The 23130-nt window shown below is 41.3% G+C and carries 41 protein-coding genes; 40 read left to right on the forward strand and 1 reads right to left on the reverse strand.

The window, feature by feature from the left end:
- Positions 1 to 27: 27 nt before the first annotated feature.
- A complete protein-coding gene (locus ACTQX9_RS08035) occupies positions 28 to 450 on the reverse strand; it encodes a hypothetical protein (RefSeq protein ID WP_441541081.1) in 423 nt (140 codons plus the stop codon).
- 390 nt (positions 451 to 840) lie between these two features.
- On the opposite strand from ACTQX9_RS08035, the gene ACTQX9_RS08040 reads away from it, so the two are divergent.
- From ACTQX9_RS08040 to ACTQX9_RS08235, 40 genes are all read left to right on the forward strand, one after another.
- Positions 841 to 1632, forward strand: coding sequence for a hypothetical protein (locus ACTQX9_RS08040; protein WP_441541083.1), 792 nt, complete (start codon positions 841 to 843; stop codon positions 1630 to 1632).
- Between the two features lie 39 nt (positions 1633 to 1671).
- Positions 1672 to 2070, forward strand: coding sequence for a hypothetical protein (locus ACTQX9_RS08045; RefSeq protein WP_441541085.1), 399 nt, complete (start codon positions 1672 to 1674; stop codon positions 2068 to 2070).
- Positions 2071 to 2343, forward strand: a complete 273-nt coding sequence (locus ACTQX9_RS08050; protein WP_441541087.1) for a hypothetical protein — start codon at positions 2071 to 2073, stop codon at positions 2341 to 2343.
- Positions 2330 to 2731: a hypothetical protein gene (locus ACTQX9_RS08055; RefSeq protein ID WP_441541089.1), complete on the forward strand. Its 402-nt coding sequence runs from the start codon at positions 2330 to 2332 to the stop codon at positions 2729 to 2731. The genes ACTQX9_RS08050 and ACTQX9_RS08055 overlap by 14 nt, the downstream gene beginning before the upstream one ends.
- Positions 2732 to 2917: 186 nt before the next feature.
- On the forward strand, positions 2918 to 3157 hold the full coding sequence (locus ACTQX9_RS08060; protein WP_441541091.1) for a hypothetical protein: 240 nt from the start codon (positions 2918 to 2920) through the stop codon (positions 3155 to 3157).
- 206 nt (positions 3158 to 3363) lie between these two features.
- Positions 3364 to 3636: a hypothetical protein gene (locus ACTQX9_RS08065; RefSeq protein WP_432490388.1), complete on the forward strand. Its 273-nt coding sequence runs from the start codon at positions 3364 to 3366 to the stop codon at positions 3634 to 3636.
- A 608-nt stretch (positions 3637 to 4244) separates the two neighbouring features.
- Positions 4245 to 4388, forward strand: coding sequence for a hypothetical protein (locus tag ACTQX9_RS08070; RefSeq protein WP_441541093.1), 144 nt, complete (start codon positions 4245 to 4247; stop codon positions 4386 to 4388).
- Position 4389: 1 nt separating this feature from the next.
- Positions 4390 to 4656 (forward strand): hypothetical protein, encoded by a 267-nt coding sequence (locus ACTQX9_RS08075; protein WP_441541095.1) that lies wholly within the window; start codon positions 4390 to 4392, stop codon positions 4654 to 4656.
- The gene (locus ACTQX9_RS08080) at positions 4656 to 4862 is read left to right on the forward strand and encodes a hypothetical protein (RefSeq protein WP_441541097.1); all 207 of its coding nucleotides are present in this window, start codon (positions 4656 to 4658) and stop codon (positions 4860 to 4862) included. The genes ACTQX9_RS08075 and ACTQX9_RS08080 overlap by 1 nt, the downstream gene beginning before the upstream one ends.
- Positions 4863 to 4865: 3 nt before the next feature.
- Positions 4866 to 5036 carry a hypothetical protein gene (locus tag ACTQX9_RS08085; protein WP_431455408.1) on the forward strand — a complete coding sequence of 57 codons (171 nt, stop codon included), beginning with the start codon at positions 4866 to 4868 and terminating at the stop codon, positions 5034 to 5036.
- The gene (locus tag ACTQX9_RS08090; protein WP_432490341.1) at positions 5037 to 5345 is read left to right on the forward strand and encodes a hypothetical protein; all 309 of its coding nucleotides are present in this window, start codon (positions 5037 to 5039) and stop codon (positions 5343 to 5345) included.
- Positions 5345 to 5650: a hypothetical protein gene (locus tag ACTQX9_RS08095; protein WP_441541099.1), complete on the forward strand. Its 306-nt coding sequence runs from the start codon at positions 5345 to 5347 to the stop codon at positions 5648 to 5650. The genes ACTQX9_RS08090 and ACTQX9_RS08095 overlap by 1 nt, the downstream gene beginning before the upstream one ends.
- The gene (locus ACTQX9_RS08100; RefSeq protein WP_417936847.1) at positions 5647 to 5901 is read left to right on the forward strand and encodes a hypothetical protein; all 255 of its coding nucleotides are present in this window, start codon (positions 5647 to 5649) and stop codon (positions 5899 to 5901) included. The genes ACTQX9_RS08095 and ACTQX9_RS08100 overlap by 4 nt, the downstream gene beginning before the upstream one ends.
- Positions 5902 to 6240: a hypothetical protein gene (locus tag ACTQX9_RS08105; RefSeq protein ID WP_441541101.1), complete on the forward strand. Its 339-nt coding sequence runs from the start codon at positions 5902 to 5904 to the stop codon at positions 6238 to 6240.
- A gap of 215 nt (positions 6241 to 6455) precedes the next feature.
- Complete coding sequence (locus ACTQX9_RS08110; RefSeq protein WP_441541103.1) at positions 6456 to 7403, forward strand: toprim domain-containing protein; 948 nt, start codon at positions 6456 to 6458, stop codon at positions 7401 to 7403.
- Positions 7404 to 7405: 2 nt separating this feature from the next.
- Positions 7406 to 7597, forward strand: coding sequence for a hypothetical protein (locus ACTQX9_RS08115; RefSeq protein ID WP_441541105.1), 192 nt, complete (start codon positions 7406 to 7408; stop codon positions 7595 to 7597).
- Between the two features lie 226 nt (positions 7598 to 7823).
- The gene (locus tag ACTQX9_RS08120) at positions 7824 to 8036 is read left to right on the forward strand and encodes a hypothetical protein (RefSeq protein ID WP_441541107.1); all 213 of its coding nucleotides are present in this window, start codon (positions 7824 to 7826) and stop codon (positions 8034 to 8036) included.
- Positions 8037 to 8070: 34 nt separating this feature from the next.
- The gene (locus tag ACTQX9_RS08125; protein ID WP_441541109.1) at positions 8071 to 8904 is read left to right on the forward strand and encodes a hypothetical protein; all 834 of its coding nucleotides are present in this window, start codon (positions 8071 to 8073) and stop codon (positions 8902 to 8904) included.
- On the forward strand, positions 8904 to 9449 hold the full coding sequence (locus tag ACTQX9_RS08130; RefSeq protein ID WP_441541111.1) for an NUMOD4 domain-containing protein: 546 nt from the start codon (positions 8904 to 8906) through the stop codon (positions 9447 to 9449). Before ACTQX9_RS08125 ends, ACTQX9_RS08130 begins: the two co-directional genes overlap by 1 nt.
- 2 nt (positions 9450 to 9451) lie before the next feature.
- The gene (locus ACTQX9_RS08135) at positions 9452 to 10819 is read left to right on the forward strand and encodes an AAA family ATPase (RefSeq protein ID WP_441541113.1); all 1368 of its coding nucleotides are present in this window, start codon (positions 9452 to 9454) and stop codon (positions 10817 to 10819) included.
- A 54-nt stretch (positions 10820 to 10873) separates the two neighbouring features.
- The gene (locus ACTQX9_RS08140; RefSeq protein WP_441541115.1) at positions 10874 to 11077 is read left to right on the forward strand and encodes a hypothetical protein; all 204 of its coding nucleotides are present in this window, start codon (positions 10874 to 10876) and stop codon (positions 11075 to 11077) included.
- Entirely contained in the window at positions 11077 to 11223 is a 147-nt protein-coding gene (locus ACTQX9_RS08145) for a hypothetical protein (protein WP_441541117.1), read from the forward strand. The genes ACTQX9_RS08140 and ACTQX9_RS08145 overlap by 1 nt, the downstream gene beginning before the upstream one ends.
- A 61-nt stretch (positions 11224 to 11284) precedes the next feature.
- On the forward strand, positions 11285 to 11845 hold the full coding sequence (locus ACTQX9_RS08150; protein ID WP_441541119.1) for a hypothetical protein: 561 nt from the start codon (positions 11285 to 11287) through the stop codon (positions 11843 to 11845).
- A gap of 179 nt (positions 11846 to 12024) precedes the next feature.
- Positions 12025 to 12540, forward strand: a complete 516-nt coding sequence (locus ACTQX9_RS08155) for a hypothetical protein (RefSeq protein WP_441541121.1) — start codon at positions 12025 to 12027, stop codon at positions 12538 to 12540.
- The gene (locus tag ACTQX9_RS08160; RefSeq protein WP_441541123.1) at positions 12533 to 12778 is read left to right on the forward strand and encodes a hypothetical protein; all 246 of its coding nucleotides are present in this window, start codon (positions 12533 to 12535) and stop codon (positions 12776 to 12778) included. The genes ACTQX9_RS08155 and ACTQX9_RS08160 overlap by 8 nt, the downstream gene beginning before the upstream one ends.
- An 89-nt stretch (positions 12779 to 12867) precedes the next feature.
- Positions 12868 to 13284: a hypothetical protein gene (locus ACTQX9_RS08165; RefSeq protein ID WP_441541125.1), complete on the forward strand. Its 417-nt coding sequence runs from the start codon at positions 12868 to 12870 to the stop codon at positions 13282 to 13284.
- Positions 13285 to 13357: 73 nt separating this feature from the next.
- Positions 13358 to 15748, forward strand: coding sequence for a DNA polymerase (locus ACTQX9_RS08170; protein WP_441541127.1), 2391 nt, complete (start codon positions 13358 to 13360; stop codon positions 15746 to 15748).
- A complete protein-coding gene (locus ACTQX9_RS08175; protein ID WP_441541129.1) occupies positions 15738 to 16274 on the forward strand; it encodes an NUMOD4 domain-containing protein in 537 nt (178 codons plus the stop codon). Before ACTQX9_RS08170 ends, ACTQX9_RS08175 begins: the two co-directional genes overlap by 11 nt.
- A gap of 12 nt (positions 16275 to 16286) precedes the next feature.
- Positions 16287 to 16727: a hypothetical protein gene (locus ACTQX9_RS08180; RefSeq protein WP_441541131.1), complete on the forward strand. Its 441-nt coding sequence runs from the start codon at positions 16287 to 16289 to the stop codon at positions 16725 to 16727.
- The gene (locus tag ACTQX9_RS08185) at positions 16717 to 16962 is read left to right on the forward strand and encodes a hypothetical protein (RefSeq protein ID WP_441541133.1); all 246 of its coding nucleotides are present in this window, start codon (positions 16717 to 16719) and stop codon (positions 16960 to 16962) included. Before ACTQX9_RS08180 ends, ACTQX9_RS08185 begins: the two co-directional genes overlap by 11 nt.
- A 4-nt stretch (positions 16963 to 16966) precedes the next feature.
- Complete coding sequence (locus ACTQX9_RS08190) at positions 16967 to 17515, forward strand: HNH endonuclease signature motif containing protein (RefSeq protein WP_441541135.1); 549 nt, start codon at positions 16967 to 16969, stop codon at positions 17513 to 17515.
- Between the two features lie 19 nt (positions 17516 to 17534).
- Complete coding sequence (locus tag ACTQX9_RS08195; RefSeq protein ID WP_441541137.1) at positions 17535 to 18563, forward strand: hypothetical protein; 1029 nt, start codon at positions 17535 to 17537, stop codon at positions 18561 to 18563.
- Positions 18563 to 19039 carry an NUMOD4 domain-containing protein gene (locus ACTQX9_RS08200; RefSeq protein ID WP_441541139.1) on the forward strand — a complete coding sequence of 159 codons (477 nt, stop codon included), beginning with the start codon at positions 18563 to 18565 and terminating at the stop codon, positions 19037 to 19039. Before ACTQX9_RS08195 ends, ACTQX9_RS08200 begins: the two co-directional genes overlap by 1 nt.
- A 10-nt stretch (positions 19040 to 19049) precedes the next feature.
- A complete protein-coding gene (locus ACTQX9_RS08205; protein WP_441541141.1) occupies positions 19050 to 19298 on the forward strand; it encodes a hypothetical protein in 249 nt (82 codons plus the stop codon).
- A complete protein-coding gene (locus ACTQX9_RS08210) occupies positions 19298 to 19855 on the forward strand; it encodes a crossover junction endodeoxyribonuclease RuvC (protein ID WP_441085776.1) in 558 nt (185 codons plus the stop codon). Before ACTQX9_RS08205 ends, ACTQX9_RS08210 begins: the two co-directional genes overlap by 1 nt.
- Positions 19856 to 20068: 213 nt before the next feature.
- Positions 20069 to 20644, forward strand: coding sequence for a hypothetical protein (locus ACTQX9_RS08215; RefSeq protein WP_441541143.1), 576 nt, complete (start codon positions 20069 to 20071; stop codon positions 20642 to 20644).
- Positions 20645 to 21268 (forward strand): hypothetical protein, encoded by a 624-nt coding sequence (locus tag ACTQX9_RS08220; protein WP_441541145.1) that lies wholly within the window; start codon positions 20645 to 20647, stop codon positions 21266 to 21268.
- A 257-nt stretch (positions 21269 to 21525) separates the two neighbouring features.
- Positions 21526 to 21780, forward strand: coding sequence for a hypothetical protein (locus tag ACTQX9_RS08225; RefSeq protein ID WP_441541147.1), 255 nt, complete (start codon positions 21526 to 21528; stop codon positions 21778 to 21780).
- 4 nt (positions 21781 to 21784) lie between these two features.
- Positions 21785 to 22189, forward strand: coding sequence for a hypothetical protein (locus ACTQX9_RS08230; protein WP_441541149.1), 405 nt, complete (start codon positions 21785 to 21787; stop codon positions 22187 to 22189).
- A 205-nt stretch (positions 22190 to 22394) separates the two neighbouring features.
- A complete protein-coding gene (locus ACTQX9_RS08235) occupies positions 22395 to 23078 on the forward strand; it encodes a hypothetical protein (RefSeq protein ID WP_441541151.1) in 684 nt (227 codons plus the stop codon).
- Positions 23079 to 23130 lie beyond the last annotated feature (52 nt).

Below are 23130 nucleotides of genomic sequence, written 5' to 3' on the forward strand. Positions count from 1 at the left end.
ATAGTATATCATACAATCACTAAAATGTCAAGCGAATAGATCTTCCAACTCTTCGGCAGAGAGCTCATTAGGGTCATGGAAGTCTTTTCGACCAACCTCTGAAACAGCCTTCTCAATAAACCTATTCCACTTGAATTGCCGAAGCTGCATATAAGAAGCTGTCGGAAACCTTGCAGAGCCTCCCCAATCTTTAATAGCTAACTCCATCCACTTCTTAAGAACCTCGTTTCCGTAAGCCTCCATATCAGACTTTATGCGAATTCTAGTGAGTTTCACATTAAGAGTTGATGGATTCTGCTTGAAATGAATCATATTAAGGTATTCGAGATAAGTCATGAAAGTAGTTGTATTCCACAGCTCTATTGGAAGAGACTCATAGTCGTCTGTCCTAACTTTGTTACCTTCTGAATCCTTATATAACTTGTCGTCTAATGTTCTTGCCCAAGCCATTTAATATACCTCCATTCATCTAATGGAATAATCTTATCATACATAATGGAGTCTGTCAATAGGTTAGGCGAAGCCTAGCTGAGGGTTTCCCGAAGCTGATGTTTTAGCTTTAAAGAGCTTTGAACAGACTCGTCCTTAAATCCAAGGACTTCTGTCGAAGCCCTGTTCACTTCGTTCACTAACTTCTTAACGTTCCGTTTCACTTCACTAAGGTCAAACCCCTTAAAACCATTATACAAATTTACAATAAATCTGTCAAGCTATAAATGGAGTAAATCTATTAATCTTAAACAATTCTTAATAAACTAACAAAAATAACTCCAATCGCTTGACTTACTTCATATATTATGGTATACTTATAAATGTAATAAAGATTAGGAGGAATAAATTATGTCAAAAGGATTAGATGCTATTCAGCGAGTTGTTGAACAGGAAACAAAAGTAGATCGTGAACCAAGTCGATTGACTTATTTGAAAAAAGGACAGAGCATCCGTGTGCGTATTCCAGAGGACATTGTAGACAACCTGCACGTCTATAAAGTTGTTAGTGTGTTCCAAAAAATCTTACCAACGCTTTCTTACGCAGCAGAGGGACGTTCAGAACGTGACCTTTACAATGAAGCGTTCGAGATCATGCGAGAAGACTTTGCAGCAGCTAAAGCTAACGGAACTGTAGCGGCTGACGACAAAGAAGCTTATCGAAACTCCATGATTCTACAACCTAAACCAACTATCCTATTTGGAGTAATTCCATTAGCGGACTTTGTACAAGGCAAGAAAGAGAACCTTTACGAAGCCGGACAACCGTTGTTGTTGGAGACTAACTTAGGTAAGAATAATGCTAACATTGATGCCTTAACAGCAGCTTTGACAAAGCCTACGAACGCTAAGAAATTTGGTAGTCGTGCTTTTGAAATTACTTGCATCGCTTCTAACCAATACTCTTTTGCAGCTTTGGATGAGGATGAGTTAGAGCCTAACGAGAAGAAAGTATTCGAAGAAACTGCTGGAGTATCTATTCCAGATGAAGTATTCGACGGCTCTCTATTCGAAAGCAATACTGAAAAACAATTGAACGACTTACGTTTAATCGGCTTTGACACTACTCGTTTGAAAGGCTTCGAAAACGGTCAGCAAGAAACTGGCACAATCGACATTTCTGACGAGGATATTCCATTCTAAGAGGGGCGCAAGCCTCTCCTAGTCTTATTAGGAGGAACTATGGATACTATTAAAATGACTACAGAAGAGCAACTAGCATTAGTTGATTTCATGGCTATCTACAATCTACTAGGGCAACTAGCACAGGGAGACTTCGTTAACTATGACGACACTGCGACGGCTATCCGAATCCACGACAACATGCGTGTGATTGAGTCTGTATTGGAACATGCCGAAGACTCGGTAGAGTTCAAAGACGTTCGCAAGCATTTGCTAAACCTTTCAGATGTCTTGGTAACACGCTGGAAACACTTCTTACCAGAAGCTGACCTAGCAGCTATCGAAGAGTCTACCGATAAGTTCCGTGAAAAAGCTATTGAACGTCTTGTAGAGAATGGACTTTCAGAAGAAGAAGCTCAAGTAGCTGTAGGTAAAATTGGTCTGAACGGAGGAAACTAGATGGCAGTTGTTGGAGTGATCTTACTAATCATCTTAGTAGCCTTTCTGGCAGCTTTGGCAGGGGCTCTGTGGGTGCTATGGACAATCGTCCATTTGGCTTCCGTTACTATTGACGAAGCTGACGATGAGCCTTTCCAAAAGGTGCTAGATTTATTTGAGGATGCTATTGAAAAATATTATCGAGCAAAATTTGGCAATGACCTTGACTCAGTAGAGTTAGTCATGGACGTAACCTACAATCATGGAGAGGATGAAGACTATGAGCAAGTTTAGTTATATAGCCGGCTACCTCCATGGAAATAATGTTTACCAGACGTTGTCCGAGTTCTACTTAGATGACGTGCACATAGAATCGACAAAGTATATTGGAGGCCTCCCTACAAAAGAGTTGTTTACCGCAGCTCTTACGGAGGCTGCCAGAGAAGCTGCTTACGATGTTGTGGCAGAGGCTGCTGACAACTTCCACAAAGACATTGTAGTGTATGCACACATAGTATATCAAGGGCTCTGCGTAGAGTTCCATAAAGAGTATAACTTACACGACTTCATTGACTTCGAAGACATGAGCGAAACAGTTGAGAACGACCTTGCTAACTGGGCTGTGATGAAGTTTGGAACAGTTATTGCACAGCTTCCGGAGATGATTATCAATGGATTATAGCAGACTGTACGTGGGCGACAAAGTTTTGTACCAAGGAACTACCTGTGCTAACACAGTGACTAAGGGAAAGACTTACGAAGTAGTCCGCTTGACAACTAAGCCAAAGCATGGTATCATTATAGATGATTCAGGAAACGATAAGCTCATTCAGATGGGCTATCTGTTTGCAAAGATTGGAGGAAGCTAATGAAGTACGATACTAACAAAGAGATCAATGAAACAGCCGATGCTGCTAAACCTATTCTAGAAGAGCTAGAAATTGATCTTAAAGAGGACGAGTACGTTATCGTACAGCCTTATGGAGATGGCAATGCTATTATCATTCGAGTTGTTGAGGAAGAGGATGGTAGAACTATTAAAGTAGAAGTATCTGACTCAGTTGTTGTACTACCTGCTAAAGATGGTGTACTGGATGTATTCGCCTAAGATTGGAGGAATCTGAATGAAGCGATCATTAATCATTTGGGTAGATGACGTTGGCACATTAAAGTTTGAGAATGTCAGAGACTTTTCCGACGACAAAGAAGTAATCAATTTCACTTATGATGGAGTATCTACTAATGAGACTCGGGCAGCAACCTTCCACAAGTCTAAATTAGTTGGATACGCCTTTACAAAGGAGGGAAATAAACATGTTAGAAACTGTTGAAAAACGTATCGCTGAGCTTCTTGCGGATACTGGCAAAGAGGTTACAGACTTGCAAGTAACTGTTGAACATGGAGTTGAGAAGCCTGACTTCAAAGGCGACATGTACGTAGCCCAAGCAAAGCTTGATGGAGAAGCTACTCCATTAGCTAAGTGGACAGTTGGCGACAACTTCAAAGACGACCCCGATATGGTAGAGCCTTTGGCAAGAAACCTAGTTGACCGTATGTTGGAAGACTATGGGGTGGAAGAAGAGTAACTAGCAATTAGCCCACTGGAAGCTCCTGACGAGGTTCTTCAAAAAGAGCAAGCCCAACAGCTCACAGAGGTTGAACGGCTGCTCCAGTCATCTTTTTGGGCTTTGGGATGGACGAGTCTACGAGATGGATCAAGTGCACGAACCATACAGTAGCATGTAAGTAGAAGCTGTTGGTAGGGCGGCTTGCCTCAGTTATTTTGGAAGGCTGAGGAACAAGCTTCTGCAAGGGTTTATGGGAGATACGCTTCGGAGAAATCTTCCAGAATATTGGCTTAGACTTAGAGAGTAGCTTTCCGAAGAGTGAATGAGTCGAAAAAGAACGGACTAGGAAACCCTGCCGAAGTCCTTCGAAACCTGTCACTAGCCGTGAATAGTTTGTTGACTGTCTTGTCACAGTCCGTGTTTCTAGAGGCTGAGGATACTCCCCTATCCAAGGCCTTTGGACTCACAGAAATACCTTTCCCATTTAATTTAACCAACTCCTTACGAAAACAAATCCAAGAAGAGAAGGACAGTCTTGCCAGAGGCTGTCTTTTTGTTTATATAAAAGCTTGACAAGAGGCTGACTACGTGGTATGATAGGTTTATCAAAGTTATGGAGGTTAGCTATGTATAAAGTATACTATATCACTTGGAAAGGCGCCCATGACGTTTTCTGGCTCTGTGCAAACAGCCAAGAAGAAGCTGCTTGGATAGCCTCCACTATACAAGGTGTCGAAGAGATTGTTGAAATTATTAAGGAGGAGAATTAATATGAAACTTTTGGAAAACTTGAAACATGAATGTGTAGAGGCTCAGGCAGTGCTTCCTAATTACTACGAATACGAGCCAATGCTTACTTGGGAATCCGTTGAAGAAGCTAACCGAAAGATTGACTTCACGTTAGGAGAAGCTGTTAGAAACTGGGCTAACACGTTTGCTGACCAATTCCCAGAGCAGTGGGCAGAGCATGATGAATATGCTTATCGCATGCTTTTTGGAGAGTCTTTAATGGCTTTACCAGATGAGGAGGAAGAGTGATGAAAGTCAAAGAGCTTGCAGAAGTTATCTACCCAAATACTTCACTGTACATTGACGGTGTTTCTAATGTAGCTGGGTCTACCTTTATGAAGCTGTACTCCATCGAGTATCTTGTGGAGTATTATGGGGAACGGCTCGTTGAAGAGATTGAAACAGAACACGACTACGATGCCAGCTTCTTATATATTACATTGAAGGAGGAATAATAGATGTTAGAAAATGTTGAAAAAGAGTATGGCGTTTATGTTATTGGAGGAGACCCTCTGGATATCTTAGACCACGTTTTCCCAAGCTATGAAGAAGCTTTAGAGCATGCTAAGACGTTCCATGAATGTGATACTGTAATAGTTGGAGTAGTTCGTGAACAGGAGGAAGAATAGATGTTAGATATGCGTGTAGAAGATTATCGAATTAGCTCAGATGGCAACCAAGTAATCGTGGAAAAGGCTCGTCGAACAGACTCTGGAGAGATTTCCGTGCTAACTGATAAGAAGACTGGCGAAAAATTTGAGTCACGGTCTCTTGTGGGCTATTACCAAAACTTGTCGAAGGCTCTGGTAGGTATCCAAAGAGACTGGGTACTATCTAATAACGGACATTCCATCAAAACTATCCAAGACTATAAGAAGGCTATCGACGACATTACAAAAGCTTTCGAAGAGTCAATCGGCTTAGGGGAGGAATTTTAATGGATGCCAAGTTAAGAGAGTTCCATGCAGCCTATTGTGCAGCTTACGATAAGCTTTCCACAGCTGATGAAAAGCTTTCAGATGCTAGAAGGTACTCAGAGCTTTATGTAAGTAGTGTAGGTAACTTTCCAGAAGCTTCACTAACCCTGTCAGGAGATTACTCTGATGATAGAGTATTAAAAATACCTCGCAACTTACTCTCAGAAACTGTTGCAGAGTATATCTCACTTTTATCAGATGAAGTGAACGAAGCCGAAGGAGAGTTACAGGACTTAATTAATAGTATGAAGGAGGATGATCGATGAGCTATAAAGTAGAAGCTTGGGTATGCTTTAATGGAGGCGCTGATGTAGAGATGAAGGTAACTGTTCCAGAAGATGCTACAGAAGAGCAGATTGACGAAGCTGTCAAACAGGCTGCTATGGCACATCTCGACTGGGGTTGGGAAGACCCTTATGAAGAGCCTTATGAGGACACCTATCCATGTGGCTGTTGCATGTGCTGTGGATGCGACTGTGATTGGGACTATGATGAAGAAGATTGGGAGGACGAGTAAATGCTATTTAAAGCTAAACCAAAAGCTTCTGCACTGGAATCGACAGCCTATTCCTACCATTATGGAGAGTGGAATTTCCCTATAGATGCTGACGGATATATTCATGGATGGTATGTTGATGGGTATATTTTAGGAGCTATCGAAGAGTCTACCGAAGAGTATATTGCGCCAGAATTCTGGTGCCCTATTGAGAAAGACACTTTGGAAATTGATTTAGAGGCTATCTCAAAAATTGCTAGAGGAGAGGTTGAAGGGACTGAGCACATAGACAAGCTGTTAGCCCTTGAGGAACTTATTCCACGTGTGCTTTATTCAGATAGTTATAAGGAGGACAAGTAAATGTGGACATGGTTTTGGAAGAACTCTAATACAGAGACTTACAGTAAATACGGACTCCATGGTTCATTCATTGGAGACCCTCCTCGAGTAGCTGTGGGAGATGTTTATACAAGAGTTGATGGATACGCTCCATTAAATTATATTGTCACAGCTATTGACAAAGAGCGACAATTAGTTAAAATGGAATTAAACGCAAGATAATGGAGGGCTTCTGAATGGCTTTGGACAAGATTCATTTAACTAAAGACATCCTTGTGATGATTGATATACCAGAGTACCTAAGCCGTTATGATGTTTGGGAAAATGCTAAGTGGACTGACGAGCGACTAGTCTGCTCCAGTCCTTTTCGACCGGACTATTCGCCAAGCTTCTTTGTAAACTTTAACAATGAGTTTGCAGGGACTTGGGGAGACTCTGGTAGTGGAGATTCCGGAAACTTTATAAAGCTTGTATCACTACTCGACGAAACAGGCTACGAAGAAGCTTTGGACAAGCTTCGGGACGAGTTTATGTTAGGGGCTTATGACACTCCACAGATAAGCGTTGGGGTAACTGCTACCCAGAGTCGTGATAGCTTCCGGAAAGTCCCTTGGAATAAGTCTTTGTATCTACTTTCCAGAGGTATTTCAGAAGCTACTCAAGAAGCCTATGAGACATCTGAGGGAGACGACTTTATAAGACTTCCATATGTTGATGGAGTAGGAGAGTGGAGAGCTATTAAGTATCGTAAAACATTCTCTAAAGACTTCTTCTATGAAGCTGGTAACAATCATATCAAAGACTTGGTATTCGGCCATCGAGTTATTTACAAAGAGAATCCAACAACTCTTGCAATTTGCGAAGCTGAGATCGATGCTATGACAGCTTATGAAATGGGATATGTCGGAATCAGTCTTGGTTCAGCTAACTTGAGCGACTCTCAGATAAAGCTTATTCATAAGTTCGGAGTAGATAATATTCTGATAGCTACGGACAATGACTCCAAAGGTAACATGGCTGCTGAGGATATTCGCAAGGCCTTTGCAAAGACTCACAACGTTTATCGGGCAAATCTTCCGAATGGAGAAGACTTGAACGGATACTGGCAGAAGAACCACTCCAAAGTAAAATGGATAAAGCTGTCAGAAAGCAACTTACTAAACTTTCGAAAGGTGTGGTTTTAGTTATGGTAAAATATTTTTACTTAGAATGTGTAGACATTCCAGAGGATGCTTTGATTGCATGGCGGCATGAAGATGAAGTATTAATAAGCGTTCGGGAGGCTGACGAGGAAAACATTTCAGTGTTAAATTTAGAAGGAGTGAAGCAGCTGTTAAAGTTCCTTACAGAGCAAGCTTCTATATTGGAGGACGAATAATGTTAAAACGAATATATAGTAGGCTTGACCCAGATGAGTTTATAGAATTAGAAACCATATTAGGAACCTACCTTACTGTTGAATCAATGTATCATCCAAACCACGACTACTCTGGAAGGACAGGAGAGGCACATACTTTGAACAACTTTGTATCACTAGACAAGCATGAGGTCAGAACACTCATTGGAAGTCTGCAAGAAATGCTTAAAGAGATGGAGGAATCAGAATGGATGTAAAAGTAACTGTCTATTTAAAATCTGGTGGAGATACTAGCATGATAATTTATGATACTACATTAGAAGAGCAGGATAAGCAATATTCAAAATTCTTTGAGAAAGGTATTGAAAATAATATTATATGCCACCAAACCAATTCTGAGGTTATGTTCATTCCAGTTTCTAATATTGCAGGTCTAAGCTTAAAAGAGCTGCCTAAATAAACTTTCTGAGAGGCCTTGACAAGGCTTCTTTTTTATGCTATTCTTAATGAGTAGAAAAGCCACTAAAGGAGTTGCTAAATTGAAGAAATCAACCTTACTTAAAAAACTGATATTAGAGACTGGCAAAACTGAGGAACAAGTTAAGCAAACGCTATCTCACATCCATCTCCAGTTATTCGGGCTGTCTGGAGAGAGTGGCAAGTTTGGCTCTGCTAAGATACCTCTGGAATATAATGACTTATTCTTATTCAATAGCCCTGCCAAGGATGCTCAGCCAGCTACTTACGAGCTTTTGGAAAGCTATGTCAAGAGTTTCCGGAGATACTTTTCCAATCCAGAAGAGGAATCTATCAAGAATCTTTACTTGTGGAGTCCAGAGAAAGGTAACGGAAAGACTTCCACAGCTGCGGCACTGCTTAACGAATATATGTTCACAGCATGGAAAGCTTCGGTAAAGCTTAAGGCAACTATTCCACAGCCTCCTGCATACTTCCTAGATGTTAACAGCCTACAGACTTTGTATAACCGTTTCACTAGACAAGGAGTTTCCTATGACGTTACAGAAGAAGCCTCCAGAAAATACTATGCTGAGATGGATGTTGCAAAGGCTGCTCCAATGCTTGTAGCAGACGACATAGGAGTTCGATCAGCTACAGAGGCGTTTCGGGCAGACTTGCATGAAATTATCAATTACAGAATGGTTAAAGGACTTCCGACAATCTACACAAGCAACCTCCCACTAGTTGATATGGAGCAAGTCTTTGATGAACGTCTGTATGATAGGATGCGTGATAAGACTGTTATGATTAGGTTTGAGGGAGACTCTAAACGTGGGGTCAAGAATAAGTCCATTAAGGAGGCTAAATAATGGAAGAATCATGGAAGCCTATCACTAATTTTGAAGGTAAGTATGAAGTAAGTAATTTAGGTAATGTAAGAAGTTTAAAATACAGAAACAGCTCAGCAATTAAACTACTAGTTCTGACTACTAATGCTGATGGAAGAAAATATGTAGACTTGTATCAGAATGGAAACCGAACGAGAAAGCAAGTACACACATTGGTTGCTATTGAATTTGTTCCTAACCCAGACAGCTTAAAGGAGATTAATCATATAGACGAAAATCCCCTTAATAATCGAGCAGATAATCTCGAGTGGTGTACCAGAAAATATAATGTAAACTACGGCTCACGGAATATTAGACATTCAAAAGCAATGAAAAACGGTAAGTTATCAAAAGCAGTTGAAGCTTATTCTTGTGAAGGTAACTTAGTATACACATTCCCAAGTGCCTCTGAGGCAGGTAGAAATGGCTTCCATGCAAGTCATGTCTCTGCTTGTTGTAGAGGGGAATTGAAATCACACAAAGGCTTAGTATGGAAGTATATTAATAAGTCTAAGGGAGGCATTTAACTATGCGGAATGTTATTGGGGAGTTGCTACTTTCAAAGGTTATTAACGAGAATGATGTTGCAGCACTCAACCGCCATGGAATATCCAGAGAGATGTTTCCGGTAGCTTCCGAAAGGGATGCTTACGATTTTATTATACACTATTCAAGAACTAACGAAGGTAACGCCCCTAGCTTTGCCACAGTTATTGACAACGTTCCGGAATTCGACTACATTCCAAATACGGAAGACTCTTTTACTTATCTGTCGAAAGAGCTTAAGAAGAAGAAGTTCCAAGTAGAGCAAGCTAACTTCATTAATAATAAGCTATCAGACTTGTGGAATGAAGCTGATAAAGCTAACGATCCCGAAGGCTTTGCCAACGACATTATTAAAGCTTTCGAGGAGATGAAACACTCCAACAGAATATCTGGAAAAGCTGGCCATCTTTTAGAACACGCTGGGGACTGGTACTTGGAAGAGTTCTACAAGCGTAAGGAAGGCAAGTCTATCCGCTTTTGGAAGAGTCATTTTGAAGGACTTAATGACATCATCGGAGGAGGTTACCAAGAGTCTAATATGATTACTTGGTATGGCCGTTCTGGTAGAGGTAAGTCCACTATCACACTTATGGAAGGCCTTGAGGCAGCTTATCAAGGAGCTAATGTATTATTCTGGGTACTGGAGATGCCTAAATATGAGTTTGCCAGTCGTGCCCTAAGCTTTATCTCAGCTAAGGAAAAGCTTAAGAATTCAGTTATTGACGGAGTTGACTACTTAGCAGGGTTTAGCGTATACGACTTGACAAAAGCTTCTTTCAAAACTGTTGACGAGGAACAGTCGTTCGTAGACTTTGTAATGAAGTTGAACACAGTCTTAGAAGGCTCAATTACAATTCGTGCCATTGATGATGAAGACTTTATAGATCGATCAGTAAGAGCATTGGAAAGAGACATTGTAGAGAGTGAAGCAGATGTTGTAATCGTTGACCCAGCTTACTACATGGACTACGAGAAGAATACCTCAAAAACTAACGGAGGAGATGCCGCAGCTACTTCCAAAGCTCTTCGAAAGCTTGCCGGACGTACAAAAGTTGTTATGCACGTTATTACACAGGCTGAGGAAGACGACTCCGAGAAGCGTGGCGATGAGCGTGAGCTAAACATTCCAAAGCGTAGCCAAGTTAAGAAGACGAAAGCCTTGCTGGAGGATGCAGCTATTGTGTTAGCTTTCGACAGCTGTGATGGAATCTTTGGGCTAGAAGTTTCCAAAGGCCGTTCCGGAGGCGAGGGAGAAGGCATAGAAGGAATATTCTTACCTTCCATTGGGTATATTGAGGAGAACAGTCAGCAAGTCGTAGAAGAGTTGTTTGCAGACGATATTGAATTTTAAAGGAGAATGTTAAATGAAGTATAGAGTAGACTTTTTCAAAGAAGGGGTACAAATATGAAAGCAGTTAAGAATCCACTTTTTGTAACAACCTTTTCCAACAACTGGTCAGTAAGCGTGGCAAGAGTTGATGATGGAGAATATCGCTGGAGCGTATGCTATACAAATCCAGAAGGCTACTCTGTTTATAGTATGTATGAAACAGCTTCGGAAGTCTTTTCAGAGCTGGCTAAAGTACAGAAATATGAGGAGGACGAATAATGGTAGAATTTATGTTAAAGCTCTGGGCTTGGAGCAAGTTTTTTGAATGGGCTTTTGGAGCAGTCGTGGTAGTAGTTTTCGTAGTAGCTTTGTTAGTATACTGGGCAATCCCTTCGTACAAGCTTCGAAAAATAAATAAGAAATAGTATTGACAATTCCTCTAATTGATGTTATGATTAATTCATAAGTTGATTGGAGGAATTTTAAATGACATATGCACAACGTATGAAAACATTCTACAAGGCTCATGAAAACGACTTGGCCTTGATTGGTAATAAAATTGAATCACATAACTTCCAAGTAGTCTATGACAAAGACTCCGGAGAGTTTCTGAAAGTCCCTACGAAAGTCTCTTTCGCAGCTTGCAAAAATAAGGCATGCAAACTGTGTAAGGAGATTACTGAGCTAGGTAAGATAGCTGATGAAGTAGCTCATGCCAGAATCATTAGCAGAGGCTGGGAGAAGGCTTCTTTATACTACATTGCACGACTGGCAGATACTGGGATGAATTTAGAGGACATTGCAGAGGCTTTGGAAACGACTCCAGAAGTTATCCGAGGGCTGATTAAGGACGATATCGAATCTGAGGGATGGTCGATGGAGGATGTTGTACGGCTATTCAGAACGACTTTCCAAGTCTCTACAACAGTTATGTATGAGCTAATTCCATATACTGCGGAAGACGTTCGGAAAGCTATTTTAATAAACGGTAAAAAGCTTACTACACTGACTGGTAAGCCACTACATTTAGAGGAGGAAGAAAGATGAATAAATACCATATATACTACCGTTTAATTGGGTCACAATTCACTGATTACTGTGTAGTAGTAACTAATTCTATACAGTCTGCAATTGACAATGCACTAGAAGATATAGAAATTAATGAGCACGTTTTTTTTATCAGAGATTGATATTTGTCACGTTGAGAAAGTGGAGGAGGAAGAGTAATGAGAGAATATAGTTCAAGAAGATTATGGAGCACTGTAGGAGGAAAGGTAGTTATCCCAGAAGCTATTGCAGACTATTTGGAGAGCTTCCAAAGGGGAGGCATCTGGACTATGAATGATAAAGAGGATGCTGCACGACGTATTTGTAATGTTGGTTGGGGGCATTGGGTAGAAGGATCTACTGGAGAAAAATATGACTTCGGGGAAGATCCTAAGAAGTATCATAATATGTTTGGAGGAGAGACTCGTTTTCATATCCTTCGAGCACTTATGGACGGCTACGTAGTACATGCTCCAAAGGTTGCTGTAAGGTTTGGCACGAAGTTTGCAAAATCATTCGAAGTAGATTCAGAACGTACTTCAATGACTTATCGGTGGATGCCTGATCGGGAAGATGAGTACGGCTATATGAGAAGCTATGTACTAACACTTTCAGACTACCTTGAGCCATGGAATTACAGAGATGCTTTAATGCTACAAGAAGATTTTGGAGGGGAGATTGTTAAGTATGGTTAAGAAACTGTTTGAAGTATATGTGACGTATGGTAAGGGCGATGGTGAAGAGCTTCGGGAGAGCTGGGTAGCAGAAGATACTCCAGAGAACCGAGCAGCGTATTTGGACGACCTTTGTTACAGTGATGAGTTTGCTGACTCTGAGAGTAACTTCATAGACGGAAAAAGCAATATCATGAACTACTACTGTTATGGTGGCGATTGGGATGATCCTACTGGGGGGATGGTTGCAGGTAAGTAGTTATGAGGAAAAGCGAGAAGACCTTGCCAACGAGTATGACAAGGAAGTTTAACGACCCAATAAACAATTCGGACGTGGAGAGTGATTATATGAATAAAGCATTATCTTTAGTAGACATTGTTGAACAGCTGCCTGACACGCCTGTGGGAACACGCTTCGAAACAGACTATGGAAGCGAGCTTTATGTAAGTACTCAAACAGAGCCTCAAGCAGACAGTCAAAAGGTTCTTAAATGGAAGTCCAATGACAGGTTAGTAGGTATTACCGAAGTAACTGTTGGAACTACCTACTACCTGATTCCAGACTACATTGAGATTAGCTGGCAGGAAGCTTTTGAAATGATTAAGGAAGCTGTTGAATCATTCCACCATCGAACAACAGGAGTTTTCATTGAAGGTGACGGTGGATTCCAAGCGATCACTACTATAGATGACTTTGAGGAAGACCTTGACATCGGAGACTTCATCGACCTATTCCGTATGACATTTTATAAATCTAATAAATAATCTTTGGAAGAGCTCTTGACAGGGCTCTTTTTATGTGCTATTATAAGAAGGTAAACGAAAGGGGACAAACTGTATGAAGATCTCAGTGAATGTGACATCAGTTACCGAAGATAATAAAGCTAAGGAAAAGATTAAGAAAGCCTCTAAGGCAAAGGAAATACCAACTATGGAAGAGTCGTGGGAGCTTATCTACAGCCGTAAGAACTCTCCTACAGACTTGGCAAGACTCCAAAAGGTGGAGGAATGGTTTAAGGAAGGAAAGATTGGCCGAGAAGCTGGCAAAGAGTCCAAAGCCTTTACCAAAGCTGAGGCACTACGCCTTTACAAAGCTATCCAAGAGGCTGAACGTAAGGAAAAGATTGAGGAAATGGCTACTAAAGAGTGGGAAAAGTATCCACTGATCTCTCAAGAAGATGCCGAACAGTGGGTTGATAACTGTCTGAATGCTGACGACGACTACTTTGCAATGGACTTTGAAACAGTCGGAGATAACGGTGGTAAATACAAGTATCGAGAGCAGATAGCAGGCTTCTCACTAACCTACCGATTCAATGGAAAGCTTGTCAATGGATACTTACCAATCCTCCATTACAAGGAGACGGCTACTGGAGAGTTTGTCGAAGATCCTCGGAACGTCAGCAAAGGGCTGTCCTACCATCTCATCGAAAAGCTGTTCCACAGCCCTAAGAACTCCATCTGGCATAACGCCACTTTTGACTTAGGCTTGGTAAAGGCTGCCTTAGACATCGAAGCAACTCATATGCCACACGATACAATGGTTATTATGAAGCTATTGAATGAGAACTTAAGCGACGTTCGGACACCTGCATTTCCCAGCGGAGTCGGATATCAGTTGAAGAACCTTGCAGAATACTTCTTGAAGATTCCGTCTGATACCTTCGGGGAGCTGTTCGGAAAAGATGCAAAGTTTGGCTACGTTCCATTGGATGCCGCTAGATGGTATGGTGCAAAGGATACTTACGTAGGCTTCTTGCTCTTTGAATGGCAGATGAACATTCTTAATAAGTCTAGCTTTGCAAAAATTAAGAAGTATTATGAGCGTATTGAACATCCATGTATCAAAGCTACTTTCATCATGGAGTCAGAAGGCTTTGTAATTGATGAGAGAGAAGTAGCCAAACAGCGTGAGGAAGGCTACAAGCACTTGGACGAACTCCAAGAGGCTATTCAGGAGACTTTCGGGGACGTTAACATTGGCTCTCCACAGCAGTTGTCTAAGATGTTGTACTTTGACAATGATTGGAGCAAGTATGTGACACGTGATAAGAAGTCTATCCTCAGTGGTCATGTAGGCTTTGACGACCATTACATTAGCAACAACCGTAAGTTTGCTTTAGTTGAAGGCAAGAAGCTTTTAATCAATCCTCGGGTAGTTAATGGAGAAACTGTCGGAGACTCTCTGCCAGCCGACTCAGATGCTCTGAAAGCCATTGCCAAGCATCACGAAGAAGTCCAGTTGATTCTTGATTGGAAGGATGAGAGCAAGCATTTATCAGCCTTTGTAGATAAGATTAAAGACTTCATAGAGCCCGACGGAAAGCTGCACGGAGACTTCAAACAGGTTGGTACAGTAACTCTACGCTATGCCGCAGCTAACCCAAACCTCCAACAGCAACCTTACAAGGCTCGTAACATGTTCGGTATTGGAGAAGATTCGTTAATCATGTCGGCAGACTTCTCACAGCAGGAGCCAAGGCTCATGACTCATATGTCTAAGTGTAAGGCTCTTATTGAAGTCTATCAACAGGCTCGTGATCTATACTCTGAAATGGCTTCGGCAATCTTTAATAAACCTATCGAAGAGTGTGGAGATGGCTCCATCTGGCGTAAACGTACCAAAGTCGTTGTATTAGCTATCATGTATGGAATGTCGGCATGGTCTTTGGCAGAGTCTTTGGGAGTATCCAAGGATGAAGGACAGAAGATGATTGACGACTTCTTCAAAGCCTATCCGGAGGTTGATCGATGGATAAAAGATAACCAAGAAGAGGTTAAGAAGAACCGCTATGTAGAAACTCTTTGGGGGACTCGCAGACGGTTTGTGCAAGAGGATTTCAGCGTCCTTAAGAAGGCTTGGAATGACTTAACTCCAGAAGATAAGAAGACTCGTTCAATGGTTAACAGAGCACTCCGCCAGACAACTAATTTCAAAGTCCAAGGAGGAGCTGCTTGCCAAACTAAGCAAGTAATCGTTGCAATGGTTCCGAAGTTGCAGGAGCTGTCCGAAAGACGTGGCAAGAAGCGTTGCTTTAATCTGCTTGCCCAAATCCACGATGAGGTCTTATTCAAAGTTCCAAAAGACGTTACTCCCGAGGAAGTAGCAGCCATTGAGGATGTCATGATTAACACTGTTAAATTAATTGTTCCGAGCAAGACTGACATTGCTATCGGAAAAGTCTGGGGCAAGTTGGTAGACAGAGAGGAGTTTTTTAATGGTCGTTAAATGGAGGCCAATTAAAGGATTTGAAGGTATGTATGAGGTAAGTAATACAGGGATTGTTAGGAGTTTGAATCGTAAAGTATTTAATGGAAAAGTTTGGTATCTTAAAAAGGGTAATATAATTAAGTCGTCGTTAAATCATCCTAAAGGATATCTAAAAGTAGGTTTATGGAAAGATGGTAAGCAATATATTCACTATATCCACCATCTTGTATATGAGGCGTTCCTTGGAGAAAGAGATTTAACTAAGGAGCTCAACCATATTGACGAGGATTCACAGAATAATTGTTTAGAGAATCTCGAAGAGGTAACTCCATTAGCTAATAAACATCATGGAACACGCATTGAGAGGTGTGCTAAGGGGCATCTAAAACCTATTGAAGTTACCTTCGAAGATGGTTCAACTATGAATTTCAGTGGCCAGAGACCTTTCATGCAGGAGCACCCTCAATATAAACAGTCGGGGATTTCTAAGGCGCTAAAATATGGCATCAAATATAAAGGTACATCCTTTAGATATATTAAATAGGAGGAAGATTAAATGAACGAAGAGATTAAGCAAGAGATCGCCAAGAACTTTACGAAGGTTAACGACTACATCATGGAAGCAACTAAGCGAGAGCTATCTAAGACGTGTAAAGACGGTCGTTTCTTAGACCACTCCCTTTATGCTCTAGTAGCTAAACACGATGTCGAGCAGGAATTCGAAAAGCTTATCAAAACTTTCGAACTTATCGACGAGGAGCGCAAGCTAATGGGTAAGCACGACTCGATGATGAGGGACTTTCGAGATGCTGGTAAGCCTTCTGGATATGCTTTGAAAGACTTCAAGAAGCTATCGAAAGACCAGTTGGCAAGGGTAGCCAAACTCCAATCCAGTATGATTTATGTAATGGCTGATTGGGGATACTACAACGACGGTAAGGAAGAGAGACTTAACGAGATTCGCAAAGAGTTGGAGGACATCTACAATGAAGCCTAATTTGAAAGACTATCTGATAGCTACTGGACAGTTTTTAGGGGCACTAACCATAGCAATTTGCATCATTTTGCTACTATTACTAACCATCTTCGTTCTAGCAAATTACCAAGTAGTGGCAATAGGTCTTGGCTTTGTTATAGGAATAGCTGCATTAATCTGGTTTTTTGGAGGATGTATTCATACCCTAGCGATCTCCCATGCAAGAGACAGACTTGACAAAGACGATGAAATGTGATATAATGGGACAGGTAGAGGAGGTCGCTTTATTGACTAATGTAGAAACGATTCATGAGGCTCCATTAATATACAATGGAATCCAGTCAGACAAGTATTTCATAAGCACCCGAGGAGTCATTCGAAATATTAAAACGAATAAGTGTTTGACTCCTCAAGATACTGGCTACTTACATGTACGAATCCCTCACGGAGATCAGACGATTAATGTTAGGATTCACAGAGCTGTGGCAGAGACTTTCTTACCCCGACCGGAAGGCTGTGATGTAGTCAATCACAAAGATGGCAACAAGCAGAATAACGACGTTTCCAACTTAGAGTGGGTAAGTCAATCAGAAAACGTTTTGCACAGCCTTGAACAGCGTTCGGGAGAGATTATTCTAGACGACTTCATTGTAACAGTCCCTGTAAGTGGATTCCGAACATATCATATTAAAGCTGTGTCCAAAGAGGCTGCTAAGGAAGTTATCAAAAGCGGTGGCACAACCCCACGCTCACAGCATTTTGAAGAGCTGATTGGGAAAGCAACTATCATAGAATTTGGACAATTTTAATCATGGAGGTTTACATTTAATGGCAAAAGGTTTAGCAGCAGTTAACAAGGCTTCCGGACAGACTTTGGCACAGAAGATGGCAATAGACTTTGCACAGGAGCTTGATCGCTTTTGTGCCACCGGATTTAACACAGACTTACAAATAACTAAGCAACTCTATTCCCAGTATATCAACGTTCTTGACAACAACCCCTTTGAAGACTTTCCGAAAGGCGTTCCATTCTTCCGTTCAAGTGGCACTGGAAAATGTCTTCGTGAGCAGACTCTCCGAGCGATTGATGCCTTAGAGTTTACCAATAATGCAGACAAGCGTTTGGTAAGCCCGTGGCAGAATCGTTGGCAAAACATCGGTACAGCTATCGGAGACATGGTGCAGTTGTATGTCTTAATGATGGAGAAGCATTATGAACGACTTGTTGGAGAGCCTTGCCACTTCCGATTTGAAAGGACTCCAGAAGGTTACCCGATGTTTGAAGAGTTTTCCACGACGTTCCAAGAGTTCAAGAGTGGTAAGATAAACTTCATTACCGGAGGCTCTTTGGACGGCATTATGATTTACACTGACCCAGAGACTGGAAAAGAGTATCGGGTAGGACTTGAGGTTAAGTCTAAGCAAACAACTTATGCAGCGACTGGTCATTGGTCTATGAAGGAAGCTAACTCCAAACACGTATGGCAGGTTACTAACTATGCTATGCTAAAAGACCTTGACCAGTATCTCATCGTCTATGTAAACGCCTCTCACAAAGGCTGGAACATGACTGAGGAAGACTATGCCAAGTACCCAGATTTCCGAGTATTTGGGGTGGAGACTCCAGAAGAGAAGAAGAAAGAGGTTCGGAATCGTTTCTTCACAGCTGTTGAAATGGCTCACGAAGGAGTATTTCCAAAGCTTTCATTGGCTGATTTCCAATTCAACGACTACAAGACAGCTTGCGCTTTAAGCCTTACCTATAGGGAATTAGAGGAACTTAAGTTAGAAGCTTCCACTAAGTTTGAAAAAGAGGCTATCAAAGAGATTGAACGGATTCGAAAGGATATTGTGTAATGGAACAATGGAAAGAGATTCAAGGATTCCCAGACTACTCCATAAGCGATCATGGAAATGTATATAGTAAACTTTCTAAGAAGTTGCTAAAGCCTAATAAATTAGCTAGGGGATATTATCAGGTATGTATTTCGGGCAAGAGAAAGCTGGTTCATCGATTAGTGGCAGAAGCTTTTATTCCTAACCCCGAAAATAATCCCCAAGTAAATCACATTGACGAGGATAAATTTAATAATCATGTCAGTAACCTTGAATGGGTAACCGCCAAGCAGAACTCTAATTATGGGACTCGGGAGCTTAGAAGAATAGCTTCCGTTTCCAAAAAGGTTATCGCTACACCTATTAAAGAAGGAACTCCAATCTTATTTAACAGTATAATTGATGCAAAAGATTGGGGATTTAACCCAAGTCATATAACCTCTTGTGCTAAAGGTAAGCGAAAAAGCCATGGAGGGTACACTTGGGAGTATTTCTAGGAGGAAGATTATGAAGATCACATATTACACAACTTTCACAATTACCTATCTAACCCCTATCTCCAATGAGTCTGGGGACGACATTTTCTATGAAACATATAGCTTCGAAGCCTCAGAAGGTTTTCCGGAGACGAAGGTTGAGGAGATGTTAACTGACCTTCATACAAATGGAGCAGTAATCATTGGAACAACCGAGGGGCTACTGTATTTAAACAACCACAACATCGCTTCTATCATGGTTCATAAGGAGGAAGATTGATGCGTTTCATGGCTTTTGACATCTCATCTGTTTCAACAGGTGTAGCAGTATTAGACCAAGAGGCTAACGGTAACCTTACGTTAGTCTTTACCACAAACATTATTACAAACTCCAAGGATAAGACTGGCAAACGCCTCCGAATATTTGCCGAAGAGATGACAGGACTTCTCAATGAGTTTAAGCCAGACTTTGTAATTAAGGAGACGACAATCTGTCGGATGGCTACTCAATTTATTAATATGAAGTTCTTCGCAGCCTTCGAGCTAGTCTTGGAATTAGAAGGGTACCCACGCTACTATGAGTATGGCCCGACGACTGTTAAGAAGGTTGTCGCAGGCTCTGGGAAGTCCTCTAAAGCAGACGTAGCAGAGGCTATCCAAATCTACACAGACGTTGATGTATCAGATATGACCACAGATGAAACCGATGCTATTGGAATTGCTCTTACTCATATTGGAAAGACTTCTATGCTCATTCCAAAAGCTGAGATCAATGCTGCTAAAGAGTTTGATGAGAAGCAGCAGGAAGCTATGGAGGCTGTCGGAGATGATGTTTAGAGTCCAAGTAACAATAGCTTTTATCTTTAAAGTTGTTATGGAGCTTGTGCAGTATCTATTCTATATCCTAGTAGCACCTGTTGCAACATTCGTGCAGGAGCTGATTGATAGCCTACTAGCATTTCCTTTTAGAGCTATCCGATTTGCTTGGAAAACCTATTGCACAGCTATGAAGACAGGAGAATTTCCATCACAAGCAAGGAGGAAGATTAATTGATTAAAATAGCATTAGCAGGAACTGCCCGGGCTGGCAAAGACACTTTTGCAAACGTCTTGGAGCAAGAATTATCCAAACAGGGTTATGAAGTTATTCGAGTAGCGTTTGCAGACTACTTAAAAGAAATCTATCAGCAATTCTTCGGTCATTTAGTCAACAACGAGAGGCCTCGGGATGCTTACGTAACCCTTGGAAATGCTTTTCGTGAGATTGATATAAACTTTTGGATTCGTCCAGTAGAGGCCATTAGAGATTATTTTGAAAATACAGAAGGCTTCGGAAAGCCAGTAGCAATGATTATCACTGACACACGTTACTTTAACGAAGCTCTCTGGGCTAGTCAAGAAGGCTTCTTAGTAGTCAAGGTAGATGCTGACCCACTGATCCGCCAAGCTCGTGCAGAAGCTTTGGGAGAGACTTTGAAATTAGATAATGAAGGGGATTCTGAGGTTGATCTCATTCAGCCGGACGTGACTATTCTAAATAATGGAGAAGCTGATTTCCAAGCTATGCCAGCAGTTGCCAGAGCAGCTATTGAAGAGTATAAAGCGAGGTTTGGGAAGGTTGATTAGATGCCATTGTATAATGAGATAGGTTTTTACAGAGCTATTACAGAAGCTGAGACAGCAGGGCAGTGTGCCTTGCATCTCAAACGCTTTGTGACAGTTGTCCTAAGACGTAGTAAACTTCCAGCAGAAGTCAGAGGGCTGTTTGTAGAAGAGGCCTACGAGCTGTTTCATAAGCTTTGGGGGGAAGATGTTCCAGATACCTTAGCTCACGCCTTAAGCACCTTCTACATGCAGGACGACACCACTGGGGGTCTTTCTGGAGACAATAAGTATGCTAAGTGTAGCAGCTTTGAGTATAGTTTCTACTCTTATCGAAAAGAGAAGCGGATAGCCACCGAAGACTATTTCCTAGAATCGGAATTTAGTCCTATGATAGAGAACTCCAAAGTCTATGGAGACTACATGGTTGACCAAGACTACTGGATTTGGCTTGAAGAAGTTATTGACAGAAGCAACCTTCGATCTGATGAAGAATACGTCTTCCGGAAGAATGTTTTGGAAGGCATATCCCTCAGAAAGTTGGAAGGATATAACGGACTTTCTAAAAGCACTCTAGGCAGACGACTGAAAGATGCACGTAAGAAGTTTACCAAAGCAGTTAAAAAGTATGGCAAAGAGGCAGGGTAACTCCTGTCTTTTTATTTTGCAAAAACTGTTGACAGATTCCAAAAGTCATGATATGATTAATTCATAAGTTAGTAGAGAGGATGTTGAATATGATGAAGCGGTATGAAGTAATCTATTACCTAGACTTTGAAAGCACTCCACGAAGTTATGTAGTGATAGCCCACAGCCCTGAGGAAGCTGTTGGAAAGACTTGTTGGAGAGAACGTGGGAAAGCTGTCCGAGTAGATATTGTTAATGAGGTTTAAGGAGGAATTGGAATGAATCCAGAAACATACGCAATGGTTAAATTAGCTCCAAAAAGAGTTAAGCCACTTATCACTTCTTTGTACATGGCTAACGCATCTTTGAATGAACGGATTGAGCAGCTTAATGACCGAATTGAATTTGAAGAAAATCGTACTCAGAGAGAAAGTTATAGGGTACGTGTGGCACGATACAATGACCAGATTCAAATTAATTACAATGTCATTGACCAACTGAACAGCTATTTAGAAACTATGGGGATGGAGTGAAGACATGACTAAAGACACCTATGTAGAAAACATTACAAGAACCTTTTGGAAGAACGTGGATGCTCTTCGACAGCTCCATCAGATGTCTTGGGTAGAAGTCTGTGGAGACGGAACCTCTTCAACAGGCTTTCGGAATAATACTCCACCAACCCTTGCAAAGATGGCTAGGATCGCTGAACGGCTCCATACAACTGTTCCAGAGCTTTTAGATGACAGTAGGTTGCCAGAGCCTACCGAAGAACTCTTCATTGTAACCCTCGGGGGATGGACTCTTACGAAGCTAAATAACAATCAGGCAGCCTTTACAAAGAACTGGGCTAACGAATCTTTAATGTTTTTCCGAGACATTCATGTAGCCTGTGATGCTGCTAAAGAATTTCCAGATGCTATAGTAGAGCTATGGAGCTAAGAATTTTTGAAACAGACGAGCTACAGCTTCTCGGAGAGCTTGTGGACTCGCATATTGAAATAGCTCATTCAGCACGTATTCCTTTGGAAGGATCGGCGCTGTCACAGGAGCTGGTCGGAGAGCTTTTAGAAAATAATTCACGAAAGCTGTTGACATTGTACAAGATACGTGGTAAGATTGGTTTATTGAAAGAGGAGGAGATATTATGCAAAGATATGTACGTTTGTTGAATAATGGAGGGTACCCAGATATTGACCAGTATGTCGGAAAAGTTTTCCCAGTTCCTTGGGATAGTTACAACCTAGTTGAGGTAAAACTTCCGGATGAGGTGTCACGATTTTTTAGCATATCTGATGGAGAGGCCGAGTACGTAGAACATCCAGAAGCTTCCCTAGATGTTGCTTTGAGTAATTTTATGAAGCAGTCGGATGAAATGATTAAAGCCCTAGAAGAGACTCAAGCAGCGTTAAAGGCCGCTCAGCAGGGGACAAAGGAGCCTAAAGTAGGAGATTTTGTAAAGATTAAGTCCAAGGATAATTTGGAGGTATCTACCAAGCTATATACAAGTCGTTGTGGTTACGTTGGAAAGATTGTAAAGGTAAGTAACAGACTAGCAGAAAGTCGTAAAGTATTTACTGTAAAATTTCCACAAGCTTCTTTCTCTTTTCTGGAGTTCGACCTCGATCACTATGAGGCAAAATTTTACGAAAGTGAGTTTACAGTTGTGCCAGAAGGTACGGAAGGCTTACAAGGAGTCCAGCCATCTATTGGAGTATTTGGGATAAAGTCGGATCTAAAAACTCTAACAAATATTCCCGAAGAATGTATTAGTATGACAGGAGAATTTTACACAGAATTTTTGGATGGAAATGTAACAATTACAGAATAATTTTTTGACAGTTGCCGAAGGGTAGCTGTCTTTTATTTTTGCCAAGAAATTT

This window comes from Collinsella sp. LCP19S3_F2 (assembly GCF_052121015.1).
Taxonomy (GTDB): domain Bacteria; phylum Actinomycetota; class Coriobacteriia; order Coriobacteriales; family Coriobacteriaceae; genus Collinsella.